At 64.7% G+C, this 22,085-nt stretch carries 25 protein-coding genes; 10 read left to right on the forward strand and 15 right to left on the reverse strand.

The window, feature by feature from the left end:
- Positions 1 to 29 precede the first annotated feature (29 nt).
- Both MesoLj_RS04585 and MesoLj_RS04590 read left to right on the forward strand, forming a co-directional pair.
- Positions 30 to 326: a hypothetical protein gene (locus MesoLj_RS04585; RefSeq protein WP_244735291.1), complete on the forward strand. Its 297-nt coding sequence runs from the start codon at positions 30 to 32 to the stop codon at positions 324 to 326.
- A 331-nt stretch (positions 327 to 657) separates the two neighbouring features.
- A complete protein-coding gene (locus MesoLj_RS04590) occupies positions 658 to 1,173 on the forward strand; it encodes a hypothetical protein (RefSeq protein WP_202325224.1) in 516 nt (171 codons plus the stop codon).
- 336 nt (positions 1,174 to 1,509) lie between these two features.
- Here MesoLj_RS04590 and MesoLj_RS04595 read toward each other — a convergent pair whose 3' ends face one another.
- From MesoLj_RS04595 to MesoLj_RS04605, 3 genes are all read right to left on the reverse strand, one after another.
- Entirely contained in the window at positions 1,510 to 3,150 is a 1,641-nt protein-coding gene (locus tag MesoLj_RS04595; RefSeq protein WP_202325225.1) for an ABC transporter substrate-binding protein, read from the reverse strand.
- Positions 3,151 to 3,579: 429 nt separating this feature from the next.
- The gene (gene secB, locus MesoLj_RS04600; protein ID WP_140776400.1) at positions 3,580 to 4,083 is read right to left on the reverse strand and encodes a protein-export chaperone SecB; all 504 of its coding nucleotides are present in this window, start codon (positions 4,081 to 4,083) and stop codon (positions 3,580 to 3,582) included.
- A gap of 283 nt (positions 4,084 to 4,366) precedes the next feature.
- Entirely contained in the window at positions 4,367 to 4,867 is a 501-nt protein-coding gene (locus MesoLj_RS04605; protein WP_202327170.1) for an FxsA family protein, read from the reverse strand.
- Positions 4,868 to 5,065: 198 nt separating this feature from the next.
- Between MesoLj_RS04605 and MesoLj_RS04610 the strand changes: the two genes are divergently transcribed.
- The 4 genes from MesoLj_RS04610 to MesoLj_RS04625 all read left to right on the forward strand — a co-directional run bounded on the left by MesoLj_RS04610 (position 5,066) and on the right by MesoLj_RS04625 (position 7,921).
- Positions 5,066 to 5,773 (forward strand): Tim44/TimA family putative adaptor protein, encoded by a 708-nt coding sequence (locus tag MesoLj_RS04610; RefSeq protein ID WP_140776454.1) that lies wholly within the window; start codon positions 5,066 to 5,068, stop codon positions 5,771 to 5,773.
- Between the two features lie 126 nt (positions 5,774 to 5,899).
- Complete coding sequence (gene mltA, locus MesoLj_RS04615) at positions 5,900 to 7,000, forward strand: murein transglycosylase A (RefSeq protein ID WP_202325226.1); 1,101 nt, start codon at positions 5,900 to 5,902, stop codon at positions 6,998 to 7,000.
- Positions 6,997 to 7,527: a Smr/MutS family protein gene (locus MesoLj_RS04620; RefSeq protein ID WP_202325227.1), complete on the forward strand. Its 531-nt coding sequence runs from the start codon at positions 6,997 to 6,999 to the stop codon at positions 7,525 to 7,527. Before mltA ends, MesoLj_RS04620 begins: the two co-directional genes overlap by 4 nt.
- 25 nt (positions 7,528 to 7,552) lie before the next feature.
- Entirely contained in the window at positions 7,553 to 7,921 is a 369-nt protein-coding gene (locus MesoLj_RS04625) for a helix-turn-helix domain-containing protein (protein ID WP_172347765.1), read from the forward strand.
- A 91-nt stretch (positions 7,922 to 8,012) separates the two neighbouring features.
- Here MesoLj_RS04625 and MesoLj_RS04630 read toward each other — a convergent pair whose 3' ends face one another.
- The 4 genes from MesoLj_RS04630 to MesoLj_RS04645 all read right to left on the reverse strand — a co-directional run bounded on the left by MesoLj_RS04630 (position 8,013) and on the right by MesoLj_RS04645 (position 11,402).
- Positions 8,013 to 8,258 (reverse strand): hypothetical protein, encoded by a 246-nt coding sequence (locus MesoLj_RS04630; protein WP_202325228.1) that lies wholly within the window; start codon positions 8,256 to 8,258, stop codon positions 8,013 to 8,015.
- A gap of 434 nt (positions 8,259 to 8,692) precedes the next feature.
- Positions 8,693 to 9,313, reverse strand: a complete 621-nt coding sequence (locus MesoLj_RS04635; protein ID WP_202325229.1) for a transglutaminase-like cysteine peptidase — start codon at positions 9,311 to 9,313, stop codon at positions 8,693 to 8,695.
- Positions 9,314 to 9,472: 159 nt separating this feature from the next.
- Positions 9,473 to 10,750 (reverse strand): polyhydroxyalkanoate depolymerase, encoded by a 1,278-nt coding sequence (locus MesoLj_RS04640; protein ID WP_202325230.1) that lies wholly within the window; start codon positions 10,748 to 10,750, stop codon positions 9,473 to 9,475.
- Positions 10,751 to 11,033: 283 nt separating this feature from the next.
- Positions 11,034 to 11,402 carry a septal ring lytic transglycosylase RlpA family protein gene (locus MesoLj_RS04645; protein WP_056574162.1) on the reverse strand — a complete coding sequence of 123 codons (369 nt, stop codon included), beginning with the start codon at positions 11,400 to 11,402 and terminating at the stop codon, positions 11,034 to 11,036.
- A 309-nt stretch (positions 11,403 to 11,711) separates the two neighbouring features.
- On the opposite strand from MesoLj_RS04645, the gene MesoLj_RS36600 reads away from it, so the two are divergent.
- Positions 11,712 to 11,846 (forward strand): hypothetical protein, encoded by a 135-nt coding sequence (locus MesoLj_RS36600; RefSeq protein WP_274609171.1) that lies wholly within the window; start codon positions 11,712 to 11,714, stop codon positions 11,844 to 11,846.
- A 353-nt stretch (positions 11,847 to 12,199) separates the two neighbouring features.
- Here the strand turns inward: MesoLj_RS36600 and MesoLj_RS04650 are convergent, their stop codons facing one another.
- The 8 genes from MesoLj_RS04650 to tauA form a co-directional block, all read right to left on the reverse strand.
- The gene (locus MesoLj_RS04650; RefSeq protein ID WP_202325231.1) at positions 12,200 to 12,997 is read right to left on the reverse strand and encodes an ATP-binding cassette domain-containing protein; all 798 of its coding nucleotides are present in this window, start codon (positions 12,995 to 12,997) and stop codon (positions 12,200 to 12,202) included.
- Between the two features lie 10 nt (positions 12,998 to 13,007).
- Positions 13,008 to 13,784 carry an ABC transporter permease subunit gene (locus MesoLj_RS04655; RefSeq protein ID WP_202325232.1) on the reverse strand — a complete coding sequence of 259 codons (777 nt, stop codon included), beginning with the start codon at positions 13,782 to 13,784 and terminating at the stop codon, positions 13,008 to 13,010.
- On the reverse strand, positions 13,781 to 14,941 hold the full coding sequence (gene ssuD, locus MesoLj_RS04660) for an FMNH2-dependent alkanesulfonate monooxygenase (RefSeq protein WP_202327171.1): 1,161 nt from the start codon (positions 14,939 to 14,941) through the stop codon (positions 13,781 to 13,783). The genes MesoLj_RS04655 and ssuD overlap by 4 nt, the downstream gene beginning before the upstream one ends.
- Before the next feature lie 89 nt (positions 14,942 to 15,030).
- Positions 15,031 to 15,984 (reverse strand): sulfonate ABC transporter substrate-binding protein, encoded by a 954-nt coding sequence (locus MesoLj_RS04665; protein ID WP_202325233.1) that lies wholly within the window; start codon positions 15,982 to 15,984, stop codon positions 15,031 to 15,033.
- A gap of 233 nt (positions 15,985 to 16,217) precedes the next feature.
- On the reverse strand, positions 16,218 to 16,406 hold the full coding sequence (locus MesoLj_RS04670; RefSeq protein WP_202325234.1) for a hypothetical protein: 189 nt from the start codon (positions 16,404 to 16,406) through the stop codon (positions 16,218 to 16,220).
- A gap of 28 nt (positions 16,407 to 16,434) precedes the next feature.
- Positions 16,435 to 17,295, reverse strand: coding sequence for an ABC transporter permease subunit (locus tag MesoLj_RS04675; RefSeq protein ID WP_202325235.1), 861 nt, complete (start codon positions 17,293 to 17,295; stop codon positions 16,435 to 16,437).
- On the reverse strand, positions 17,292 to 18,065 hold the full coding sequence (locus tag MesoLj_RS04680; RefSeq protein WP_202325236.1) for a taurine ABC transporter ATP-binding protein: 774 nt from the start codon (positions 18,063 to 18,065) through the stop codon (positions 17,292 to 17,294). Before MesoLj_RS04680 ends, MesoLj_RS04675 begins: the two co-directional genes overlap by 4 nt.
- A gap of 232 nt (positions 18,066 to 18,297) precedes the next feature.
- A complete protein-coding gene (gene tauA, locus MesoLj_RS04685; RefSeq protein WP_202325237.1) occupies positions 18,298 to 19,311 on the reverse strand; it encodes a taurine ABC transporter substrate-binding protein in 1,014 nt (337 codons plus the stop codon).
- A 586-nt stretch (positions 19,312 to 19,897) separates the two neighbouring features.
- Here tauA and MesoLj_RS04690 point away from each other — a divergent pair.
- The 3 genes from MesoLj_RS04690 to MesoLj_RS04700 all read left to right on the forward strand — a co-directional run bounded on the left by MesoLj_RS04690 (position 19,898) and on the right by MesoLj_RS04700 (position 22,083).
- A complete protein-coding gene (locus MesoLj_RS04690; RefSeq protein WP_202325238.1) occupies positions 19,898 to 20,053 on the forward strand; it encodes a hypothetical protein in 156 nt (51 codons plus the stop codon).
- A gap of 169 nt (positions 20,054 to 20,222) precedes the next feature.
- The gene (locus MesoLj_RS04695) at positions 20,223 to 20,699 is read left to right on the forward strand and encodes an RrF2 family transcriptional regulator (RefSeq protein ID WP_202325239.1); all 477 of its coding nucleotides are present in this window, start codon (positions 20,223 to 20,225) and stop codon (positions 20,697 to 20,699) included.
- A gap of 25 nt (positions 20,700 to 20,724) precedes the next feature.
- Positions 20,725 to 22,083, forward strand: coding sequence for an FAD/NAD(P)-binding protein (locus MesoLj_RS04700; RefSeq protein ID WP_202325240.1), 1,359 nt, complete (start codon positions 20,725 to 20,727; stop codon positions 22,081 to 22,083).
- The last annotated feature ends 2 nt before the right edge of the window (positions 22,084 to 22,085 follow it).

Here is a 22,085-nt window from a genome sequence, read left to right on the forward strand (position 1 = left end):
CGCGATTGTTGCACCTTGCTGCCTCTCACATGCGCTCCACTTCGGATACCGCCGCCGCCGGGTTCATGACCTTCCTGGCCGGCGAGAGCCTGCTGCTATCAGGCAATGCGGCGGGGCTGGTCATGGTCAGCGCATCAAACACTTTTGCGCTGTGGATGCGGCTCACCGCGCTCGTGGCCGCCATGCTATTTGTCGTCTCGGCTGGCATGATCCTGTGGGGCGCGCCCTTGCTGCCGATTTCGGCGCCGCTGCCGGCGGTAGGCTATCCGTTCCTGGTGCTGACTTTTGTCGGGTGGATCCGCACGTTGGTGAGGGAGGGGCGGTGAGGGGAGCGCGCCTTTCCTTCTCCCCTTGTGGGAGAAGGTGGACCGGCGCGCAGCGCCGAGACGGTTGAGGGGTGTTCCAGCGGAGTGAGGCGGCGGTGTTTTCTCGTTCGATCTGTTGTCGACGTCGCGTCAAGCTGGAGCACCCCTCATCCGTCTTGCCGCTTCGCGGCAATCCACCTTCTCCCGCAAGGGGAGAAGGCAGAAGCGTCAGCGCTGACCTCTCAGAATAGCGTGGCCCCGCTCTCCATCACGCATTCGTCATCAGGCTGCGCGTCGACCCAACACTGCTCCCTCTCGACACCTCATCCGCTTTCCGTCTCAATCTCCACCCATGTCCGCCCCCGTCGAAATCCGCAACAGCGCCTCCAGCAACACGTTCGCGATCATCGCGCCTTTCATCGGCGCCGCTGTGGCCGGGGTGTTGGCGTTTCGGGCGCTTTCATCCGACACGGCGCGCGGCCCGGTGTTCCTGCTGATTTTATTCGCCGTGGGCTGCCTCGGCTGGGGGCTGTTCAAGGCGAGCAGCGGGTTCGACAGCGGGGTTCAGGTGACGCTGGATTCCAGGGGTTTTCGCGACAGGCGCGCCGGCGATGTGCTGGTGCCCTGGGAGACGGTGCGCAGCGCCGGGCTGGTGCATGGCAACCATGGCGGGCCGACGCTGGTGAATTTCGAGCTGACGGGCAAGCTGCCCGAAGCGATCCAATATTCCAACGCCAATGCGCTCAACCTGATGCTGCCGGGGGGTGGCAATACGGTGCATATGGAGATGTCGTCGCTCGATATTTCGGAAGGCGACATGATGGCGGCGATCCGGAGGCTGGCGCCTCATGTGAAGGTTGGCCGGTAGAACTGGTTTGGGGTGCTTGAAGCTGGGGTTTGTGCTTCGATCTGAAGCGTTGGCGCAGCTGACGGTGAAGGTAGGCGGCAGGCTCGGAGCTGCTGTCCTTCCCCCCTTGTGGGGGAAGGTGGATCGGCGCGTTAGCGCCGAGACGGATGAGGGGTGTTCCAGCTTGACGATACCGTCAAAAGTCACATGACCAAGGCCTTAAACACCAACGCCTCACTCCGTCACGCACCCCTCATCCGCCTTGCCGCTTCGCGGCAATCCACCGCCCTGGGCGAGTCACGGGCCTCGCCCGCCCTTCGGGCCCCACAAGGGGAGAAGGCAAGAAGCGTCGGCGCCTCAGCTTTCAATCCAAACCTTCTCAAAATGCTGCTCCAGCGCCTGGTGCTGCTCGCAGCCCTCGACCCCCTTGCGGTAGGTCCTGTACACCGAGCGCCAGTAGGGTTGGATGATGATGCCGGAATCGCGCAGATTCTTCTCGATGCCGGCCATGATCTCCTTGCGGGCCTTGGCGTCCGGCGTGGCGAGCGCCTTGTCGAGCAACTCGTCGAACTCCTTCGAAGCGTAGGCGCTTTCGTTCCAGGCGGCGCCCGATTTGTAGGCGAGCGCCAGCACCTGGACGCCCAGCGGCCGTCCCAGCCATTCGGTGCAGGAGAAGGGGTATTTGCTCCAGTCGTTCCAGAAGGTGGCGGCGGGCAGCACGGTGCGCTTGATCTTGAGGCCGGCCTCGCGCATCTGCGCCGAGATGGCGTCGGCGGTGCTCTTCTGCCATTCGACGTCGACCGAGATCAGCTCGTACTCATGGTCCGGCTTGCTGGATTCGGTCAGCAGCTTCTTCGCCGCCACCACGTCGCGTTTCGCGGGGCCGATATCGGCATATTCGGGGTGCATCGGCCCGACATGGTGGTTGTCGGCGGGTTTTCCCCGCCCATCGAGGCCGAGCTTGAGCACGGCGGCATTGTCGACGGCGAGTTGGGCGGCGCGGCGCAGCTTGACGTCCTGATAGGGTGCGTTGCCGACATTGAAGCGGGCGACGATGGTGGAGCCGGTGGCGATCTCGGAATTCTTCAGCCCCATCTTGTCGGTCTGCGAGACGGCATCGGAGGCGGTTTCGTGGTCGGTGTCGATCTCGCCGGATTCGAAGGCCGACAGCATGGCGTTGGGGTCGGAGCCGTAGTCGATCCACTGGATGCCATCGAGGTAGAACTCGCCCTTCCACCACGGCTTGTCCTTGCGTTTCACCTCGGCGCTCGTTTCGGCGTCCCATTTCACCAGCTCGCAGGGGCCGGTGGTGATCGCCAGCGCCTTCATGGGGTCGCCGTCACCCTCATAGGAGCGGTGCATGATCAGCGCGGGATAGTCGGCCATGCCGGCGATCAGCGAAATGTCGGGCTTCGGCAGGTTGAGTTTTATCGTGTAGTCGTCGACCTTCTCGATGCCGCCGTCGACCACCTTCTTGGTATCGGCATTGACCAGCGCGCCCATGCGTGCGGCGACCGAATTGCCGGCGACGCCGGCCTCGCACCAGCGGTTGAGGTTGTGGACGACATCGTCGGCGTTGAAGGTGTCGCCGTTCGACCAGGTGATGCCCTTGCGCACATGCAGCGTCAGAGTTTTGGCGTCGTCGCTCATCTCCCATTTTTCCAAGAGCCAGGGCTCGAACGAGAAATCGGTGTTCCAGCGCACCAGATATTCGTTGCAGTGGCGGGCGACGTTGGACATTTCGACGCCGTCGAAGGTGCGCGGGTCCTTGAAACCCTTGACGTTCATGGCGACGCGCAAGGTGCCGCCCTTCCTGGGTTCGGCGGCGCGGGCGGGCGTCGCGGCGATGCCGCCCAGGGCGAAGGCACCGGCGGCGCTGACGCCGAGGCCGGCCATCAGCGCCAGATATTCGCGGCGGCTGATGCCGCCCTTCTTGAAATCGTCGGCGACAGGTTTGGCCCGCGGGTGCAGTTTGCGGTCGGTCAGCATGAATTTCATCGTCGTTCCCTCTTTTGTTGGGCGTCCCGACGAATCGCCAACACGGGGGCGGCTGCGACCGCCGGGACGCCTTTGCCTGAAGGCGCGATGATAGGGCTGGGTGACGTCGGGGAGTGTTCGGGAATCCGCAGGAGTTGTGCGGTGCTCCGCAAGGGGAGGGTGAGCCGCTCGCGACTTCGTCATCCACGGGCGGAGCAGCCGCGTAGCGGCGTCGCGGAGACCCGAGGATCCATGCCGCGACCTTTCTGACGGGATGCAACGGTGCAGGATCTGAACCGTGGCGACGCATTGGAGTCCCGGCATGGATCCTCGGGTCTGCGCCGCGTCGCTGCGCTCCTTGCTCCGCCCGTGGATGACGAAGGGAGGGGCGCCGCCAACAAAAAACCCGGCTCAAGGCCGGGTTTTTTAGAACATTCGTTCAGCCCGAAATCAGCTGACCTGGACCTTCGAGGACGCGGCCTGGTCCTCGGCGATCTTCTGCTGGAACATCTGCGCGAAATCGATCGGGTCGAGCATCAGCGGCGGGAAGCCGCCATTGCGGGTCGCCTCGGCGATGATCTGGCGGGCGAAGGGGAACAGCAGGCGCGGGCATTCGATGAACAGGATCGGCAGCATGTGTTCCTGCGGGAAGCCCGAAATGGCGAAGACGCCGCCATAGACCAGCTCGACGTTGAACAGCACTTCCTGGTCGAAGGAAGCCTTGGCGTTCAGCGTCAGATTGACGTCGAACTGCTTGTCGGAAAGCGGGTTGGCGTTGACATTGACGTTGATGGCGATGCCGGGCGCCTTGTCGCGGCCGCGCAGCGAGTTCGGCGCGCCGGGGCTTTCGAAGGACAGGTCCTTCACATACTGGGCCAGGACGTTGAGCGAAGGCTGCTGCCCCGCATTGCCGTTTCCGTTGGCGCCGACCGGCGCGTCATCATTGCTGGCCATGAGCCTTTTCCTTTTGCCTGGGCAGCGTTGCTGACCGAATTGAAATCGGGCGTTCGCTACCATGGCCGGCATGACAAGACAAGGTTTGCCACCTTGCTTCTCACCTCGTCATTCCAAGGCGAAGCAGCCGCGCAGCGGCGTCGCGGAGACCCTGGGATCCATGCCGTGACCGTGGCCAAGGAATACGGCGGCTCAATGCTCACAACGATGCGGCTGGGTGACTATCCTCCACCGCAGCGGCGCTCAGAGGTCGCGGCATGGATCGAAGCGCCGGATGGCCGACCTAATCGTCCTTCAGGCGCCGCCACGGCGAATTGTGATCCGGGCCGCGCTTGAAATCGTCCTCGCGCGAATAGTCGCCGTCGTCGAGGTCGATGACCTTGTCGCGCGGGCGGCCGCGGAACCCGCCGGTCGAGAAATCGGTGGCGACGACAATGCGGCCCTTGAACCGGCTCCAGGCAAAGTCGCGCACCGGCGGCAGGAACAGCAGCAGGCCGATAATGTCGGTGATGAAGCCGGGGATGATCAACAGGATCGCCGCCACCACGATCATGGCGCCATGGGCCAGCTGGCGGCTGGGATCATGGCCGGCATCCATCTCGGTGCGGATGCGGGTCATGACGCCGAAACCCTGGTGCCGGAGCAAAAGCACGCCGGCGATGCTCGAGGCCAATACAAGGCCGACCGTCGCCAGCGCGCCGACCTCACGGCCGACGATGACGAAACCGGCGATTTCCAGCAGCGGGAGCGCGAGGAGGAAGAGGGGAAGCAGCGAAATGCGCAAGTCTTTACCGACCATTCGATTGTTTTGCCCGCTGGCGACCAATCGCCGCTGGCACGGAGGCTGTTAGATAGGTATGCCTGCCTTTGATTTGAATGATTGCACCTTGCGTTCTATATGCTTTGAATGTTGAACGCTATGCGACCGCGGCCTGTTGGCCGGATGGTCCGGCCTAGAGGCAGGGATTGATTGGCGGAAGATATGGGCTTCTTCGACTTCGGCACGATTTTCTTCCTGATCGCGGCGGTGGTGATCTTCTTCCAGCTGCGCAACGTGCTGGGCCGTCGGACCGGTAGCGAGCGGCCGCCCTTCGACCCCTACACGGCGGCGCGCACCGACAAGGACGCCACCCAGAAACCCGAGAATGTCGTTTCGCTGCCGCGCAAGCGGCTGCCGGGCGAACCGGCGCCGGCCGATGCCTATACGGCGATCGACGCCTTCGCCAAGCCCGACACCGATCTCAACAAGGGCCTGCGCACGATCAAGGACAATGATCCGTCCTTCGACCCGAAGGGCTTCGTCGACGGCGCCAAGATGGCCTATGAGATGATCGTCATGGCCTATGCCGACGGCGACCGCAAAACGCTGAAGAACCTTCTGTCGCGCGAAGTCTATGACGGTTTCGTCGCCGCGATCGGCGAACGCGAGGCCAAGTCGGAGAAGATCCAGTCCTCTTTCGTCGGCATTGACAAGGCCGACATCGTCTCGGCCGAGATGAAGGGCGGCGAGGCGCATGTGACGCTGCGCATCATCAGCGAGCTGATTTCGGCGACGCGCGACAAGGCGGGCGCCGTCATCGACGGCGATCCGGAAACCGTGGCCGAGGTCAAGGATGTCTGGACCTTCGCCCGCGACACGCGCTCGCGCGATCCGAACTGGAAGCTCGTCGCCACCGAAGAAGAAGACTGAGTCCCGATGCGTGTCGCCCAAAAGTGCGAAGCGGTTTTGGGACAACGACTTGCATCAAAACCAAGCCTCGAAGCGCGTCGCATGACCCTTTTCGAACACGACGCGCTTTAAGGCGACGGGGCTCCGGTGTCGCTATCGCCTCTCTTCATCGAAAAATCCTTTGACGACCTGCCCGGCTGGGGCGACGACGACCAGCTGCCGGCCTTCGAGGCTTTTCGCCGTTCCGCCTTCCATGCGCCGGTAAAACCCTATCGCAGCGGCGCGCTCGGCGTCGATTTCGGCGCCTTCACGGCGGCTTATGCGGCGGCGCGCACCGCACCGCCCGTGAACCGGTCGGAGGCGCGAAGCTTCTTCGAGCGCCATTTCGTGCCGATGCTGGTGCGGCCCGACACCGGCGCCGGCCTCGTCACCGGCTTCTACGAGCCGCAAGTCGAGGCGTCGCCGGTGCGCACGGAGCGGTTTGCCATGCCGCTGCTGTCGCGCCCGGCCGATCTCGTCGATGTCGACGACGCCAACCGGCCGCAGGGGATGGATGCCTATCTCGCCTTCGCACGCCGCACGGCGGACGGACCGGTCGAGTATTTCGACCGTGGCGCGATCGAGCGCGGGGCGCTTCAGGGCCAAGGGCTGGAAATCGCCTGGCTGGACGACAAGGTCGATGCCTTCTTCATCCATGTGCAAGGCGCGGCGCGGCTGGCCATGACCGATGGCCGGCTCCGCCGCGTCACCTACGCGGCCAAATCGGGCCAGCGTTTTACCGGGCCGGGCAAGATCCTGAGCGAGCTGGGCGAAATCCCGCTGGCGCAAGTGACGATGCAGTCGATCCGCGCCTGGTTCAAGGCGCATCCCGGGCGCATCGACGAGATCCTGTGGCAGAACCGCTCCTACATCTTCTTCCGCGAGGCCGATGTGGAGGACGCAGCTCTCGGCCCGATCGCAGCCGCCAAGGTGCCGCTGACGCCGGGCCGTTCCGTCGCCGTCGACCGGCTGCTTCATACATTCGGCACGCCCTTCTACATCGACGCGCCGACGCTCACCGCCTTTGACAAAAGATCGTTCCGGCGGCTGATGATCGCGCAGGACACCGGCTCGGCCATCACCGGGCCGGCGCGGGGCGATCTCTTCGCCGGCTCCGGCGACGCTGCCGGCGAGATCGCCGGCGTGGTGCGCAACGCCGCCGATTTCTACGCGCTGGTGCCGCGCCCGCTGGTCGGGGGCGCCGGATGAGCAAGCGTTCGGACAAGCTCAGCGAGGACGACCGGGTGCTGTGGAACCTGGTGGCGCGCACGGCCAAGCCGCTGAAGGGCAGGGCGGCCGTCGACATTCCGGATATCGCCGCCGACGCCATGCCGACATCGCCGCAAGCGGCGCAGCCCGCCGCCAATGCGCCGGGCGCGGCAAAGCCGAAGGCGCAGCATGTCACGCATCGCCTCGACGAGCCGACGCTGGACAAATTGTCGAAGGGCCGGCTGCCGATCGAGGGCCGCGTCGACCTGCATGGGATGACGCAGGACGAGGCCTATTCGCTGCTGTTCTCGTTCCTGCACCGGGCGCATGCCGGCGGCATCCGCTATGTCCTGGTCATCACCGGCAAGGGGTCGTCCTCCGGCGGCGACGGCGTGCTGCGGCGTGCCGTGCCGGCCTGGCTGTCGACGCCGGCATTCCGGCCGCTGGTCTCCAGCCATGACCATGCCGCCCGCAACCATGGCGGCTCGGGCGCGCTCTACATCCGGCTGCGGCGGGTGCGCTCATGAAAGCTGAAGCCGTGAGGCCGGGCGCATGACGCCGTTCGGCGAGCGGCTGCGGGCGCTTCGCGCCGAGCGCGGCGTCACCCAGAAGGACATGGCGGCGGCGATCGGCATCAGCGCCGCCTATCTGTCGGCGCTCGAGCATGGCAGGCGCGGCGCGCCGACCTGGACGCTGATCCAGAAGATCATCGGCTATTTCAACATCATCTGGGACGACGCCGAGGAGCTGGCGCGGCTGGCCGAAGCCTCGCATCCGCGCGTGAAGCTCGACACGTCGGGTCTCAACCCCGCCGCCACCGAGCTGGCCAATCTTCTGGCCGAGAACATCGAAAAGCTCGACGAAGCGGAGCTGCGCCGCATCACCGCCTCGATCCGCGCGGCGCTGGGCCGGCTGAAGTAACCGGTTTTATCCGGATTCCGCGACGGCCGGGCCGCCGCCTGGTCGCAAAACAGTGCCCGCCGGCAATGGCCAGCGGGCAGCTGTGGCGAGATCAGTTCTTGCCGGCCGTGCTGCCGTTGGGGTTGCCGCCGTTGGTTCCCGGGCGGTCATGGTCGCCACGGCCACCGTTTCCACCACCCAGGCAGTCAGACGCGCCGGCAGTGCCACAACAGCGGCCGGCCCAGAGGTCATTGAGGTTGGTGTGGGCGCAGCTGACCGTCTGGTCGGCCATCGCGGATCCGCCCAGGGCCGATACGGCGGCGACGGCGAGAAGGGTGTTTCGCAGGAAAGCAGTCATTTGAAGTCTCCATGATTGGGTTTCGTCATTCACGGCTGTGTGTCGCCGGGCGAACGAAAATGGTTCACGGAGAGATGGAGAAAATTTTCGGGAGAGATGCGCGAGGTGCGTTCGCGACGCCTCGCAACGGAGCGGGCAGCGGAGATCTACGAGATCGGCGGAGCCTCCTCACTTTCGTCATCCACGGGCGTAGCGGGAGCGAAGCGGACGCGCAGACCCGAGGATCCATGCCGCGACTTGCGAGCGCCGCAGCGGTGAAGAATGTAGCGATGCTCGGATGAAGATGGCCGGCGCCTGTTTCTGCGCCGCTGTGTTCTATGTTGGCGTCACGGCATGGATCCTAGGGTCTGCGCGCGTCGCTGCGCTCCTTGCTCCGCCCTAGGATGACGAAGCGCTGGGGGTGGCGCTGCCCTAATCGAGCCGCGGCCCAACCCTTACTCGACCGACCCCACCAGGACCTGCTGGCCGCCGCGGATCGAGACCCAGCGGCCGGTGTTGTCGATCGCCTGCCGCTTGAGGAAGCGGTAGCCGGTCTGGTCCCAGGCCCTGACCTTGTCGGTCAGGTTGTCGAGCACGTAGTCGCCCTTGTCGGTGCGCACGGTCAGCACCGAATGGCCTTCGCCGTCCGGTTTGCGCACCACGGTGATGAGAAGATCGGCAAGCGAGATGCCCGAGCGGGACAGCTGGCGCCGCTTTTCCAGAACATAGTCCTCGCAGTCGCCGACGCCCTTGTCGGGATAGGCCCAGACCTCGTCCTTGCCGTATATGTCCATGTCGCTCATCGGCTTGACGGCGGCGTTGACCCTGGCGGTGACATTGATGAGCTTGCGCATCAGCCCGTCGGTCATCCTGGCTGGTGCCAGGTTGCTCGGGCGGATCGAGCATTCGCCGGGGTGCAGCTTACAGAAATCATAGTGGCCGATCGGCTGCGAGGTGATGCCCCCGGTCGCCATCGCTCCGGCAGCCAAAGCCGGTGCGATCCAGCTTCCTGTGGCTGCCAGACCGGCCGCAGCCACGCACACGCGCAGCCTTCTCGCCATTGTTGAGGAATTCATTGTCCCCGCTCACCCTGTTGTTAACGAAACGTTAAGGGCGATTGACAGTCCGTGTCAATTACGACGACGAGCTGATTTGCAGCATGGTTACCCGCGGGGAGGGACAGCGGCACTTGTGCAACAGAATCGGCCCTGAAGCCGATTTTGTCGCGGAATTGCCTATCGCTTGGCGGTGCGGACCAGCTTCGGCTTCACCGCGACGCGGTTCTGGCGGCCATAGCTGGTGATGAAGTCGACGATGCGCGGCACGATCTCAGAGCGGAAGCGCGAGCCGTTGAAGACGCCGTAATGGCCAACCGCCGGCTGCATGTAGTGGGCCTTCTTGTCGGCCGGAATGTTGACGCACAGGTCCTGCGCCGCCTTGGTCTGGCCGAGGCCCGATATGTCGTCATTCTCGCCCTCGACCGTGAACAGGGCGACGTTGCGGATGACCGACGGGTCGATACGGGTGCCGCGATGCGTCATCTCGCCCTTGGGCAGGGCATGGCGAACGAAGACGGTGTCGACGGTCTGCAAATAGAACTCCGCTGTGAGGTCCATGACCGCCAGATATTCGTCATAGAAGTCGCGGTGCTTCTCGGCGTTGTCGCCATCGTGCTTCACAAGGTGCATGAAGAAGTCCTTGTGGGCGATGATGTGGCGGTCGAGGTTCATGCTCATGAAGCCGGACAGCTGCAGGAAGCCCGGATAGACCTCGCGGCCGAAGCCCGGCACCGGCCACGGCGCGCGCATGACGACATTGTCGCGGAACCAGTCGATGCCCTTTTCCTCGGCCAGGAGATTGACCGCGGTCGGGTTGCGGCGGGTGTCGATCGGCCCGCCCATCAGGGTCATGGTCGAGGGCACGAAGGGGTCGCCTTTCGCCTCCATCAGCGCCACCGCCGCCAGAACCGGCACGGAAGGCTGGCACACCGCCATCACATGGGTGTCAGGCCCCAGCGCATGGAACATGTCGACGATGTAATCGATATAGTCGTCGAGATCGAAACTGCCGTCGGCCAGCGGCACCATGCGGGCATCGACCCAGTCGGTGATGTGGACATCGGCGTAGGGCAGCATGGCTTCCACCGTGCCGCGCAGCAGCGTGGCATAATGGCCCGACATCGGCGCCACGATCAGAAGCTTCGGATCCGGCTTGCGGCCGGCGGGCACCGCGCGTTCGAAGCGGACGAGATTGCAGAACGGCTTCGACCAGACGGTCTTTTCGGTGACCTCGACGCTCTTCCAGTCGACGACGGTCTTGCCGAGGCCGAAGGCCGGCTTGCCATAGCGGCGCGTGGTGCGTTCGAACAGTTCGGCACCCGCCGCGACCGAACGGCCCCAGGGCGTGTGCGAAATCGGATTGAGCGGGTTGGAGTAGAACATCCGCACCGCGTCGGCATAGAGCCGGGCCGGCTGCAGCGCCGCATGGTTCAATTCATAGAGCTGATAGAACATCGACAACCCCGCTGCTGCCTGCGACCGAAGGGACGACGAGCAGCGCCGAGCCTCAAATGTCTCGCGGCGAAGTTAACAACTAATTGCTGCGATGCAATACGTCACGTGGCGTGACCAATGGTTCTTTCGTCCAAAGGCTTGCAAATCCGCCCGGAATGGCGGAGCCGGCTCAGTGTGCGCTGCCGAAATGTGTAGGAAATATGTCGGGTTGCCGGACACCCGACCATGATCCCGAAAACTGGTTCAGGTTTTCGAAGGAGATCATGGTCCAGGGATAATCACATCAAACGCGTGCCATGCAGACCGAGGTGTGGCCGGAACCGATGAAGCCGAGCTGGCCGGCGGCGCCCTTCGACAGGTCGAGCACGCGTCCGCGAATGAACGGGCCGCGATCATTGATGCGCACGATGACGCTTTTGCCATTGTTCTGGTTGGTGACCCGCAATTTGGTGCCGAATGGCAAGGTGCGGTGGGCGGCGGTCATCGCCGACGGGTTCATGCGCTCGCCCGATGCGGTTTTCGAGTGCAGCGCGTACCAGGAGGCGCGGCCGCACTGGCCGGCGGCGGCGGTCGCCGAAGTGGCGGAAGCGCCGACCATCAGGCCAGCAGCGATCGTTACCGCGACAAGCGCGGTCTGGTTTAGGTTCTTCATCTTTAAGGGGTGGCTCCGTTTTTGACAGACCCCAGCCGTTAGGTGCCGAATAAGGCAGGAAATGCGGCAGTGATCTGTCAGTTCCGTGGCGAGATCACACGTTTGGAGTCACCAGGTAACAGTCTGTCAGGGATATTCCGGCGCAATTTGATCCATTTTCGATGATCTCCGGGCCGACATCCGAGATCGTTTTGACAAGATACCGGATTAATATCCAAGTAGATTCCGAGGTGATTATGCCACTTCCTTTGGCTCTTTCATCACGGTCGCGACACGACCAACGATCGACTTGAAAAGCGAGATCCGTCAATGAGACTGACCAAAAATCTGCTGGCCTTGATTGTGCTGGCCATCGGTGCGCTGTGGTCGCTGCAAGGCATCGGCGTGGTCGGCGGCAGCTTCATGACCGGCCAGCCGCACAATGGTTCTATATCGGCATCGTGACCATGCTGGTCGGCCTGGCCGGGCTGGTGTGGGCGAACCGGTAGGGGGTGAGAACCGTGAACGAGCGCATTCAAGATTGGCCGAGCCACCCTCAACTTCGTCATCCTAGGGCGGAGCAGCCGCGAAGCGGCGTCGCGGAGACCCTGGGATCCATGCCGCGACATCAGCCGAAGGGCGTAGCGGTGCAGAATGATGAATCGTGGCGGCGCTCTGGAGTCCCGGCATGGATCCTATGGTCTGCGCCGCGTCGCTTCGCTCCTTGCTCCGCCATAGGATGACGAAGGGGTGGGGCGCTTTCGCAAAAGCTCCCCGCCGATCAACCCAAGCGGCCAGCCAATGCCTTGCCCCAAGCCCTAACCGAACAGCCGGTCCAATATCGTGCCCTCAAGCCGGGCGAGCTCGGCGGAACCGCGCCGGCGCGGCCTTTCCACCGGCACATCCAGATCGAGCGCGATCTTGCCGGCGCTGATCACCACCACCCGGTCGGCGAGCGCGACCGCTTCGGCGACATCGTGCGTGACCAGCACGGCGGTGAATTTCTGGGCGAGCCAGATGCGCTCCAGCAATTGCTGCATCTCGATGCGGGTCAGCGCGTCGAGCGCGCCGAGCGGCTCGTCGAGCGCCAGGATCTGCGGGTGGCCGACCAGCGCGCGGGCCAGCGCCACGCGCTGCTTCTGGCCGCCGGACAGCACCGAGGGCCATTCGTCAGCACGATCGGCGAGGCCAACCTCGGAGAGGATATCGAGAGCGCGCTGCGTTGCGTCCGCGCCGGAAGCGATGCCGGTCAGCCCGACCTCGACATTTTTCACCACGCTGGCCCAGGGCAGCAGACGCGGCTCCTGGAACATGAACCGGGTGCGGCTGTGGCCCTCTTCCCCGGCGCCCAGCGTCAGCGATCCCGATGTCGGCCGGTCGAGCCCCGCCAGCAACCGGAGCAGCGTGCTCTTGCCGCAGCCGCTCTTACCGATGACGGCGACGAACTGCCCGGCCGGCACCTCGAGATCGATGCCGTCGAGCACGATCTTGTCGCCGAAGCGCTTTCCCACGCCCTTGAAGGCGAAGGCGTGCCGTCCTTCGACCGCTATGGCCGGGCGCGCCGGCGCCGGCGTGGCGATGAAGGATCGGGCGGCGGTCAGGCTGGCAGCGGTCATCGACAGCATCTCATCCGTTCTGGAAAGCCGGATGCCAGCCGAGCGACAGCCGCTCGAGCAGGCGGGCGAGGCTGTCGGCGAGCTTGCCGAGCAGCGCGTAGATCAGGATCGACAGCACGACGACATCGATCAGCAGGAATTCGCGCGCCTGCATGGCCATGTAGCCGAGGCCGGAACTGGCCGAGATGGTTTCGGCGACGATCAGTGTCAGCCACATGATGCCCAGGGCATAGCGCAGGCCGACGAAGATCGCCGGCAGCGCGCCGGGCAGGATAACGCGAAAGAACAGCGCGCGCCGGTCCATGCCGTAGACGCGGCCCATCTCGACCAGCTGCGGGTCGACGCTCTGGATGCCGAGCAGCGTGTTGACGTAGATCGGAAAGAACACGCCAAGCGCCACCAGGAACAGTTTTGCCTCCTCGTCGATGCCGAACCACAGGATGACGAGCGGGATCAGCGCCAGATGCGGAATGTTGCGGATCATCTGCAGCGTGGTGTCGGTCAGGCCGCGGCTGAGCCGCGACAGGCCGTTGGCAAGGCCAAGCGCGAATCCGATCGAGCCGCCGATGGCAAAGCCGCCAAGAGCGCGTGCCGTGGAAACACCGATGTTGCGGATCAGCTCACCCGACAGCGTCAGGCGCCAGAAAGCCTCGGCAACGGCGCTTGGCGCCGGCAGCACATTGGCCGGCATGACGCCCGCGCGCGACGCGGCTTCCCAGCCGGCAATCACCAGGACCGGCAACACCCAGCCGATGGCGTTTGCGTGGAGGCGCGCGGAAAGGCTCATGAAGAGGCCTGCAAGCGGGCGGCACCATGGAAGCCGACCGAGAATTCATTGGCGATGTCCTGGTGCGCCCGCTGCCGCCTGGTGCCAAGCCCAAGGCGTGGGAACAGAAGCTCGGCGACGCGGTAGGCTTCTTCCAGATGCGGATAACCGGAGCCGATGATGGTATCGATGCCGATCGCCTGGTATTCGCGGATCCGCTCGGCGACCTTCTCGGGCGTGCCGACCAGCGCGGTGCCGGCGCCGCCGCGCACCAGGCCGACGCCTGCCCACAGATTGGGCGAGACGACCAGCTTGTCGCGATGGCCGCCATGCAGCTCGGCCATGCGGCGCTGGCCGACCGAGTCCATCTGGTTGAGGAAACGCGCCTGCGCATTCTCGATCTGGGCGTCGGTGACGTGGCTGATCAGCCGCTCGGCGGCGCGCCAGGCCTCGTCCTCGGTTTCGCGCACGATGAAATGCAGCCGGATGCCGAAACGCAGTTTTCTACCACGCAGGGCTGCCTTTTTGCGCGCAGAAGCGAGCTTCTCGGCCACCTGTGCCGGCGGCTCGCCCCAGGTCAGGTACATGTCGACGAGGTCGGCGGCGAGATCCTGGCCGGCGTCGGACGAGCCGCCGAAATAGAGCGGCGGCCGTTCCTGCAACGGCAAAAGGTCGAGGCGGCCATTCTCGACGCGGTAATATTTGCCGTCGAAATTGACGCGCTCGCCGGATACCAGGCCGCGCCAGATGGTGAGGAATTCCTGCGCCTGGGCGTAGCGCTCGTCATGCGGCAGGAAGACGCCGTCGCCGGCGAGCTCGGTCGGATTGCCGCCGACCACCACATTGAGCAACAGCCGGCCATTGCTCAGCCGATCGAGTGCCGCGGTCTGGCGCGCGGCGAAGGTCGGCAGCGTCACACCGGGCCGCAGCGCGACCAGGAATTTGAGTTTTTCGGTGAGCGTCGCAAGTCCTGTCGCGGTGATCCAGGAATCCTCGCAATTCTGACCGGTCGGCAGCAGCACGCCGGGAAAGCCGAGCCGGTCGACCGCCTGCGCGATCTCCTTGAAATACCCGAACTCCGGCGGCCGCTGCTGTTGCTCGGAACCAAGATAGGAGCCGTCGCCATGGGTCGGGATGAACCAGAAGAAATCGAGCGGCGCGGTGCCGGCTGTGGTCATGTCTGACGCAGTCACGGGCGGATCTCCTGGAGATATCGGCGGAAACGACAAAGGCGCCGGACGTTTCCGCCCGGCGCCGTGCGAGAAAATCAGTTGCCCGGCGCGGTCCACACCGCGTCGGAGATCCGAACCGCCTTCGGGATCAGGCCGAGCTTGTAGAAGCGGTCGGCTGTCGCCTGCTGGCCGGCGGTGATCTCGTCGGTGATCGGAAAGATGCCGAATTTGGTGCGGTTGGCGGCAATCGTTTGTGCGTCGAGCGGCACGCCGGTGACCTCATGCAGCGCCTCGGCCACCTTGTCGCGGTTCTGGTCCGCCCATTTCGCCGCCTCGCCGAGAGCGGCGATCGTCGTGGTGATGATCTCGGGATGCGCCTTGGCGAAATCCTTGTTGGCGAGGAAATAGGTGTTGACCTTGAGCACTTCGCTGGAGCGGGCCAGAACACGCGGCTGATAACGCGTTTCGGCGATTGCGAAGAAGGGATCCCAGACCGCCCAGGCATCGATCTGGTCGCTGGCGAAGGCGGCGGCGGCATCGGCGGGGCTGAGATAGACCGGCGTGACCTGATCGAAGGGGATGCCTGCCTTTTCCAGCGCGGCGACCAGCAGATTATGCGCACTGGTGCCCTTGCCGACGCCGACGCGCTTGCCCTTGAGGTCGGCGACCGACTGGACCGGCGACGCCGGCTTGACGAAGATCGCCTCGCCGTCGCCATTGGACGGCAGTGCCGCCGCGTAGACAATGTTGGCGCCCGCCGACTGGCCGAAGATCGGCGGCGCGTCGCCGGTCCAGCCGGCGTCGATGGCGCCGACATTGAGCGCCTCGACCAGTGGCGGGCCAGCGGTGAATTCGACCCATTTGACGGTGACGCCCTTGTCGCCCAGCGCCTTTTCGATGACCTGCTGCTGCCGGGCGATCACCGGCAGGCCGGTTTTCTGATAGCCGATGCTGAACTGCTTCAGCTCCTGCGCCGCGGCGCCGAACGACAGGACAACCGTCGCGGCCACAAGGCCGATGCCGAAAGCGCGCCTCGTCAAATTGAACATGATCCCTCTCCTTCGCTGCGGATCGGCGCCGGGACCCATGTCCTCGCCGGTTGGAAGAGAGATCAGGCTAGGTAGTTCTATAAATTTAGTAGAGGAACGATTTTGCGAGTTGGCGCCGCGGTGTGGAAATATCTTCTGCGGCAACCCCAACGTTCGCCATCCTTGGGCGAAGCGACGCAGACCTCAGGATGACGAAGACGCGAGGGCTGGCGCAAAGTCTCGCCGCCACCTCTTCACTGCGACCAGTACTGCCAGGCCCAGTAGAAGCTCTCGTCGCGCGGCGGCAGGCGGTCGCGTCCGGCCTGGAACGGGACCGGTGCCGGCGATCGCGGGGTGTCCTCCTTCGTCGCCTTGTGGTCGGAGGCAAGGCCCAGCAGCCAGTTGCCGAAATGGGCGAACAGCACGGCGGTGGAATGGGTCATGGTCATTCTCTCCTGCACTTGCGGTTGGTCACTCCCGTCCCGCCCACGGGACGAGCGCGCGCTCGATCCTGCGGATGGTGAATTCGAGCACGAAGGCTATGGCCGCGATCACCAGGATGCCCATGATCACCACGTCGGTGACCAGGAACTGGGCCGCGGACTGGATCATGAAGCCAAGTCCGCGCGTCGCCGCGACCAATTCGGCCGCGACCAGCGTCGACCAGCCGGCACCGAGCGCGATGCGCAGTCCGGTCAGGATCGAGGGCAGCGCGCTGGGCAGGATCACGTGGCGGACCACCTGGCGCCTTGTCGCGCCAAGCGAACGCGCCGCGTTGATGCGCTCCTGCGAGACGCCGCGAACGCCCGAGGCGGTGGACAATGCCACCGGCGCCAGCATGGCGATGGCGATCACCAGGATCTTCGACGGCTCGCCGATGCCGAACCAGATGATGACCAGCGGCAAATAGGCGAGCGGCGGGATCGGCCGCAGGAATTCCAGCAGCGGATCGAAAATGCCGCGGCCGACAGTGCTGATGCCGATGGCGAGACCCACCGGCACACCGACGAGGATCGCCGCGACGAGTGCTGCGAACACGCGGCCGAGACTGGCGACGACATGCTGCAGCAGCGTCGCGTCGACGAAACCATCCCTGATGACGACAATGAATTTGTTCCAGACGGCGACCGGCGAGGGCAGGAATACCGGCGACACCAGCTGCAGGCGGGCCGACAGCGCCCACGCCGCCAGCACCACCAGTATGGTGACCGCGCTGACCATGCGCGCCGAAACGCCCCTGCGTTTCGGGCTTGGCCGCGACCACGGCACCGACAGGCCGTCGGCCTCTTCGGTCCTCGGGGCGGGGCGTTCGGTGTAGGAGGAAATGGTCATGCCGCCTCTCCCTCGAAGATCGCGTCGGTCAGTTCGCCGCGCGCCGCGGCGAAGGCGGGATCGGCCTTGATCGTGCGGATGGCCTCGCCCGAGGCGTAGCGCCTGGAGAAGCCGGGTTCGAAAGTGCGCACCACGCGGCCGGGGCCGGGCGCCAGCACGACGATGCGGGTGGCGAGCACCAGCGCCTCCTCGATGCCGTGGGTGACCATCAGCACGCCGGCATGGCTTGCCGTCCAGAGATCGAGCAGTGTCGTCTGCATGCGCTCGCGCGTCAGCGCATCGAGCGCGCCTAGCGGCTCGTCGAGCAGCAGGAATTGCGGTTCGGCGGCAAGCGCGCGGGCAAGGCCGACACGCTGGCGCATGCCGCCGGAAAGCTCCCAGATGCGCTTGTCGCCGGCACGCTCAAGCTTCACCAGCGCCAGAAGCTCGTCGGCGCGGCGCGCCCGCTCGGCCGGCCTGACACCGCGCAGGCGCAGCGCGAAGGCAACGTTCTCGCGCGCCGTCAGCCAGGGAAACAGCGCGTCGTTCTGGAACACCACGGCGCGATCCGAACCCGGTGCCGTGATCGGCTGGCCGTTGATCGTGGCCGTGCCGCGCGCCGGCGCGACGAGGCCGGCGGCGACATTGAGCAGCGAGGTCTTGCCGCAGCCGGAGCGGCCGACAAGGACGACGAAATCATCCTTGGCGATGTCGATCGACACCCGTTCGACGGCGGGTGCCGGCTGGCCCTCATAGTGGATCGAGACTTTGTCGAGCACGAGATGCGGCATGGGGGCCTCTCAGAGCATGATCCCGAAAAGTGGCGTCCGGTTTTCGCGGACAAACGGTTTCCGTTTGTCCAGAGATCATGGTCAAACGAATGGGAAATCCGACTGCCCCGGAACGGCTCCTCGTCAGCAGGTCCGGGGCAGGCAGCACGCGGCGTCAGGGAAGGAGCGCGCGAGCCATTTGAGCGCCGCCACATGCCCGCCAGGACATGCGGGGACGCTTCATCACTTGAGTTCAGTTCGAGGCCAGCGCCTCGGTGACGTATTTCGATGTCACGTATTTCGAGTAGTCCGGAAGCACGGCGTCGACCTTGCCCTGCTCCTTGAGGAAGGCGGATGCCGCCGCGACCGCCTTGACCGTGCCGCCGCCGAGGAACTTGTCGGAGGCCTGCTCCTCAAGCGTCGGGAAGACGTAGCCCTTCAACAATTCGGGTACCTCTTCGAGCTTGGCGCCGGTGAGCTTGGCGATCTTGCCAGCCTCAGGCGACGAAACCGACCAGGCGTCCGGCTTAGCGAGGTACTCGGCATAGGCGGCGCCGGTCACCTTGACGAAGTCGCGCACCGCTTCCGGGTTCTTCTCGGCAAAATCGGTGCGCACGATCCAGGCGTCGAAGGTCGGCGCGCCCCAGGCGGCGACCTGCGAGGAATCCAGCACGACCTTGCCTGTCGTCTTGATCTGGCCGAGTGCCGGATCCCAGACATAGGCGGCATCGATGTCGCCGCGCGCGAAGGCGGCGGCGATTTCCGGCGGCCTGAGGTTGAGAATCTCAACCGACTTCGGATCGACATTCTCATGCTTGAGCGCGGCGAGCAGGCTGTAATGCGTGGTCGAGACGAAGGGCACGGCGACCTTCTTGCCGGCGAGGTCGGCGACCTTCTCGATGCCGGCGCCGTTGCGCGCGACAAGCGCCTCGGACGGCCCGATCAGGCCGACGACGAAAATCGTCTGGATCGGCAGCTCGTGGCTGGCCGCCGCCGCCAGCGGGCTCGAACCGACATAGCCGATGTCGACCGAGCCGGAAGCGACCGCGGCGATGACATCGGCACCGGAATCGAATTTGCGCCAGTCGATGGTGGCCTTGGTGGCCTTCTCGTAGGCGCCGTCGGCCTGCGGCACTTTGGAGGGCTCGACCACCGTCTGGTAGCCGATGGTGATCTTCAGGTCCTCGGCCAGGGCGGGGCCGAGGAAGGCGGCGCCGGCAAGGGCTGCCGACGACAGAAGGAGAATGCGTCGCGAAATGGTGGACATCAAAGGGCTCCATGAAAACAGAGAAAACCGGATTGCCCTATGATAGTCCGCTAATTCTATCGGCCTTGTAGAGTTAAATCCTTCCAACGAAGGCGGGTTTGTTGGAAAAAATCTGCCGGTAGCGGAAGGCCAGAGCGCATAGGGCGGCTGCAGCCCGCTGGCGCTGCTCCGATGACAGACCGCTGTAGGAGCAGGAATGGCGCTCCGCGAACCTTCCAACCTTCGTCATCCTATGGCGGAGCAAGGAGCGAAGCGACGCGGCGCAGACCATAGGATCCATGCCGTGACATGTAAGCGTCGCCACGGTTCAGAACTTTGCACCGCTGCACTCTTCGATCAACGTCACGGAATGGATCCTCGGGTCTCCGCGACGCCGCTTCGCGGCTGCTCCGCCCGTGGATGACGAAGTTGTAGAGGCTCCGGCACTCGACTGCTGTCTGTGCCGTTCACGCACGAATGATAAATTCTTACCCAGGCCAACATCACGCAAATCCATGCCTCAAACAGCTACGGAATTGACAAGCCGTTCCGCGTGTTCGAGGGTAAGTATAGTATCCTTATCGACATGAGGGAATTGGAGGCGACGATGAGCGGGCACCCCACCACCATGATCGCTCGCGGCATGCATCGGCTGTCGGCGGCGCGTGCGTCGGCGCGCGACACGACCGGCCCGACTGGAGCCATCCGTCGCTTTGGGGCCGTCGATGTGCATTTCTGTGCTCTTAATGGCACAAAAGCCTGACAAAATGGCCAAAACGGCTTGAAAACAAAGCAAAATCAACAGTTCTCGGCTTGTATATCATGTCACTAGAATTTATGTGTCATGGATGCTTGGACGCGGCGGGGAGGCACGCCAGGCGTTTCGCAACGGATGGCTTCAAGCCATCGCATGACAGAGAAACGTTCGGTTTATGCTCACCAAAAAAGGCAAGTACGGCCTCAAGGCGCTTGTACACCTCGCGCAGATGCCGGCCGGGCAGCTCGCTTTCGTCAACGACATCGCAACCGGCAACAACATCCCGAAGAAGTTTCTTGACGCCATCCTGGGCGAGCTGCGCAATGCCGGTTTCGTCCAGAGCCGCAAGGGCAAGGATGGCGGTTACCGGCTGGCGCGCCCTGCCGAGGAGATCAAGGTCGGCCACGTCGTGCGCGTCCTCGACGGGCCGCTGGCCCCAATTCCATGCGCCAGCCGCACACAATATCAGCGCTGCGAAGACTGCAACGAGGCGACATGCCAAGTCCGACACGTGATGCTGGAGGTCCGGCAGGCGATCGCCGAGGTGCTCGACCAGCGCAGCCTCGCCGAAATGCGCGATATCGGCCTCGACGAGCTTCCAGCCGCGAGGGAGATCGGCGATCTTCCGGTCGCGGTGAAGGTCCAGGCCTGACGCTTCGCATAATGCAGGAACGCGCATGAGCGGGCGTGCCAATTCGATCATCCCCAACTCGATCATCATTGTCGGCGGCGGCGCCTCGGGCGTCGTGCTGGCCGCGCATCTCCTGAAATCGCCCAATCCGGATCTGCGTGTCACGCTGGTCGAAAAGCGCCCGCATTTCGGCCAGGGCATCGCCTATTCGACGCTGCTGTCGGCGCATGTGCTGAATGTGAGTGCCGCCGGCATGAGCGCCTATGCCGACGACCTCGGCAATTTCTGGCGCTGGCTGCAGGCGCGCGGCCTGGTGAGCCAGGAGCAGACGCCACAGACACCATTCTACGCGCCGCGCAGCATCTACGCCCGCTATCTCGGCGAGCTGCTCGACGAACTCGAAGCGCGCGAACAGCCGACCGGGCGGCTGCGCCTGATCCACGAGGAGAGCCTGTCGATCACGCCGACACCGTCCGGCGTCGAGGTGGCGCTCGCCAACGGCACCAGCGTCGTCGCCCATCTGGCGATACTCGCCACCGGCCATGACGAACAGCCGGCGCAAGGCCATGCGATCCGCATGGGCTCGGAAGCCGACACCGCGCTCGATCCGCACAGCCCCGTGATGGTGCTGGGCACCGGCCTCAGCATGGTCGACGCGTTCCTGGCGCTGGAACAGCGCGGCCACACCGGCAAGATCATCGCCGTTTCCCGGCGCGGCCTGCTGCCGTCGCCGCACCGCAAGGGCAATCCGATCAAGCTCGACGTCGCCGACATCCCGCTCGGCACCCAGCTTTCCTATTTCGTCGGCTGGTTCCGCGACCTGATCCGCGAGAACCAGAAGGCCGGCATCGACTGGCGCGACGTGGTCGACGGCCTGCGTCCCTTCAACCAGAAGATCTGGCAGAACTGGCCGGCTTCCGCCAAGCGCCGCTTCGTCGAGCACACCAAGGCCTGGTGGGACATCCACCGCCATCGCATGGCGCCCGAAGTCTACGCCAAGGTGACCGAGGCCGTGCAATCCGGCCGCATCCGGCTTGTCGCCGGCCGCGTCGTCGGCATCGTGCCGGGGAAGACCTTCACCGTCGACGTCCAGTCGCGCCACAGCCAGCTGGTCGAGACTTTTGACGTCGCCCGTATCTATGATTGCTCGGGCATCGTGCGTGACATTTCGACCTCCTCGAACAGCGTGGTGCGCTCGCTGGTCGATCGCGGGCTCGCGCGGCCGGACCCGATGCGCATCGGTCTCGACGTGTCGCCCAATTGCGAGATCATCGCCAGCGACGGCACGGTCTCGCGAAAGATCCTCGCCGTCGGCCCGCTGACGCGCGGCACCTTCTTCGAGATCGACGCCATTCCGGATATTCGCGTGCAGTGTGCAAGGCTGAGCAAGCAGTTGCTGGGGTGAAT

Origin of the sequence: Mesorhizobium sp. 113-3-9, from assembly GCF_016756515.1 — a bacterium.
Taxonomy (GTDB): Bacteria; Pseudomonadota; Alphaproteobacteria; order Rhizobiales; family Rhizobiaceae; genus Mesorhizobium.

Coding starts and splice junctions, on each gene's coding strand:
- MesoLj_RS04585 (WP_244735291.1), top strand. CDS start 30: ATGCGCTCCACTTCGGATACCGCCGCCGCCGGGTTCATGACCTTCCTG.
- MesoLj_RS04590 (WP_202325224.1), top strand. CDS start 658: ATGTCCGCCCCCGTCGAAATCCGCAACAGCGCCTCCAGCAACACGTTC.
- MesoLj_RS04595 (WP_202325225.1), bottom strand. CDS start 3,150: ATGAAATTCATGCTGACCGACCGCAAACTGCACCCGCGGGCCAAACCT.
- secB (WP_140776400.1), bottom strand. CDS start 4,083: ATGGCCAGCAATGATGACGCGCCGGTCGGCGCCAACGGAAACGGCAAT.
- MesoLj_RS04610 (WP_140776454.1), top strand. CDS start 5,066: ATGGGCTTCTTCGACTTCGGCACGATTTTCTTCCTGATCGCGGCGGTG.
- MesoLj_RS04620 (WP_202325227.1), top strand. CDS start 6,997: ATGAGCAAGCGTTCGGACAAGCTCAGCGAGGACGACCGGGTGCTGTGG.
- MesoLj_RS04625 (WP_172347765.1), top strand. CDS start 7,553: ATGACGCCGTTCGGCGAGCGGCTGCGGGCGCTTCGCGCCGAGCGCGGC.
- MesoLj_RS04630 (WP_202325228.1), bottom strand. CDS start 8,258: ATGACTGCTTTCCTGCGAAACACCCTTCTCGCCGTCGCCGCCGTATCG.
- MesoLj_RS04635 (WP_202325229.1), bottom strand. CDS start 9,313: ATGAATTCCTCAACAATGGCGAGAAGGCTGCGCGTGTGCGTGGCTGCG.
- MesoLj_RS04640 (WP_202325230.1), bottom strand. CDS start 10,750: ATGTTCTATCAGCTCTATGAATTGAACCATGCGGCGCTGCAGCCGGCC.
- MesoLj_RS04645 (WP_056574162.1), bottom strand. CDS start 11,402: ATGAAGAACCTAAACCAGACCGCGCTTGTCGCGGTAACGATCGCTGCT.
- MesoLj_RS36600 (WP_274609171.1), top strand. CDS start 11,712: ATGAGACTGACCAAAAATCTGCTGGCCTTGATTGTGCTGGCCATCGGT.
- MesoLj_RS04650 (WP_202325231.1), bottom strand. CDS start 12,997: ATGACCGCTGCCAGCCTGACCGCCGCCCGATCCTTCATCGCCACGCCG.
- MesoLj_RS04655 (WP_202325232.1), bottom strand. CDS start 13,784: ATGAGCCTTTCCGCGCGCCTCCACGCAAACGCCATCGGCTGGGTGTTG.
- ssuD (WP_202327171.1), bottom strand. CDS start 14,941: ATGACCACAGCCGGCACCGCGCCGCTCGATTTCTTCTGGTTCATCCCG.
- MesoLj_RS04665 (WP_202325233.1), bottom strand. CDS start 15,984: ATGTTCAATTTGACGAGGCGCGCTTTCGGCATCGGCCTTGTGGCCGCG.
- MesoLj_RS04670 (WP_202325234.1), bottom strand. CDS start 16,406: ATGACCCATTCCACCGCCGTGCTGTTCGCCCATTTCGGCAACTGGCTG.
- MesoLj_RS04675 (WP_202325235.1), bottom strand. CDS start 17,295: ATGACCATTTCCTCCTACACCGAACGCCCCGCCCCGAGGACCGAAGAG.
- MesoLj_RS04680 (WP_202325236.1), bottom strand. CDS start 18,065: ATGCCGCATCTCGTGCTCGACAAAGTCTCGATCCACTATGAGGGCCAG.
- tauA (WP_202325237.1), bottom strand. CDS start 19,311: ATGTCCACCATTTCGCGACGCATTCTCCTTCTGTCGTCGGCAGCCCTT.
- MesoLj_RS04690 (WP_202325238.1), top strand. CDS start 19,898: ATGAGCGGGCACCCCACCACCATGATCGCTCGCGGCATGCATCGGCTG.
- MesoLj_RS04695 (WP_202325239.1), top strand. CDS start 20,223: ATGCTCACCAAAAAAGGCAAGTACGGCCTCAAGGCGCTTGTACACCTC.
- MesoLj_RS04700 (WP_202325240.1), top strand. CDS start 20,725: ATGAGCGGGCGTGCCAATTCGATCATCCCCAACTCGATCATCATTGTC.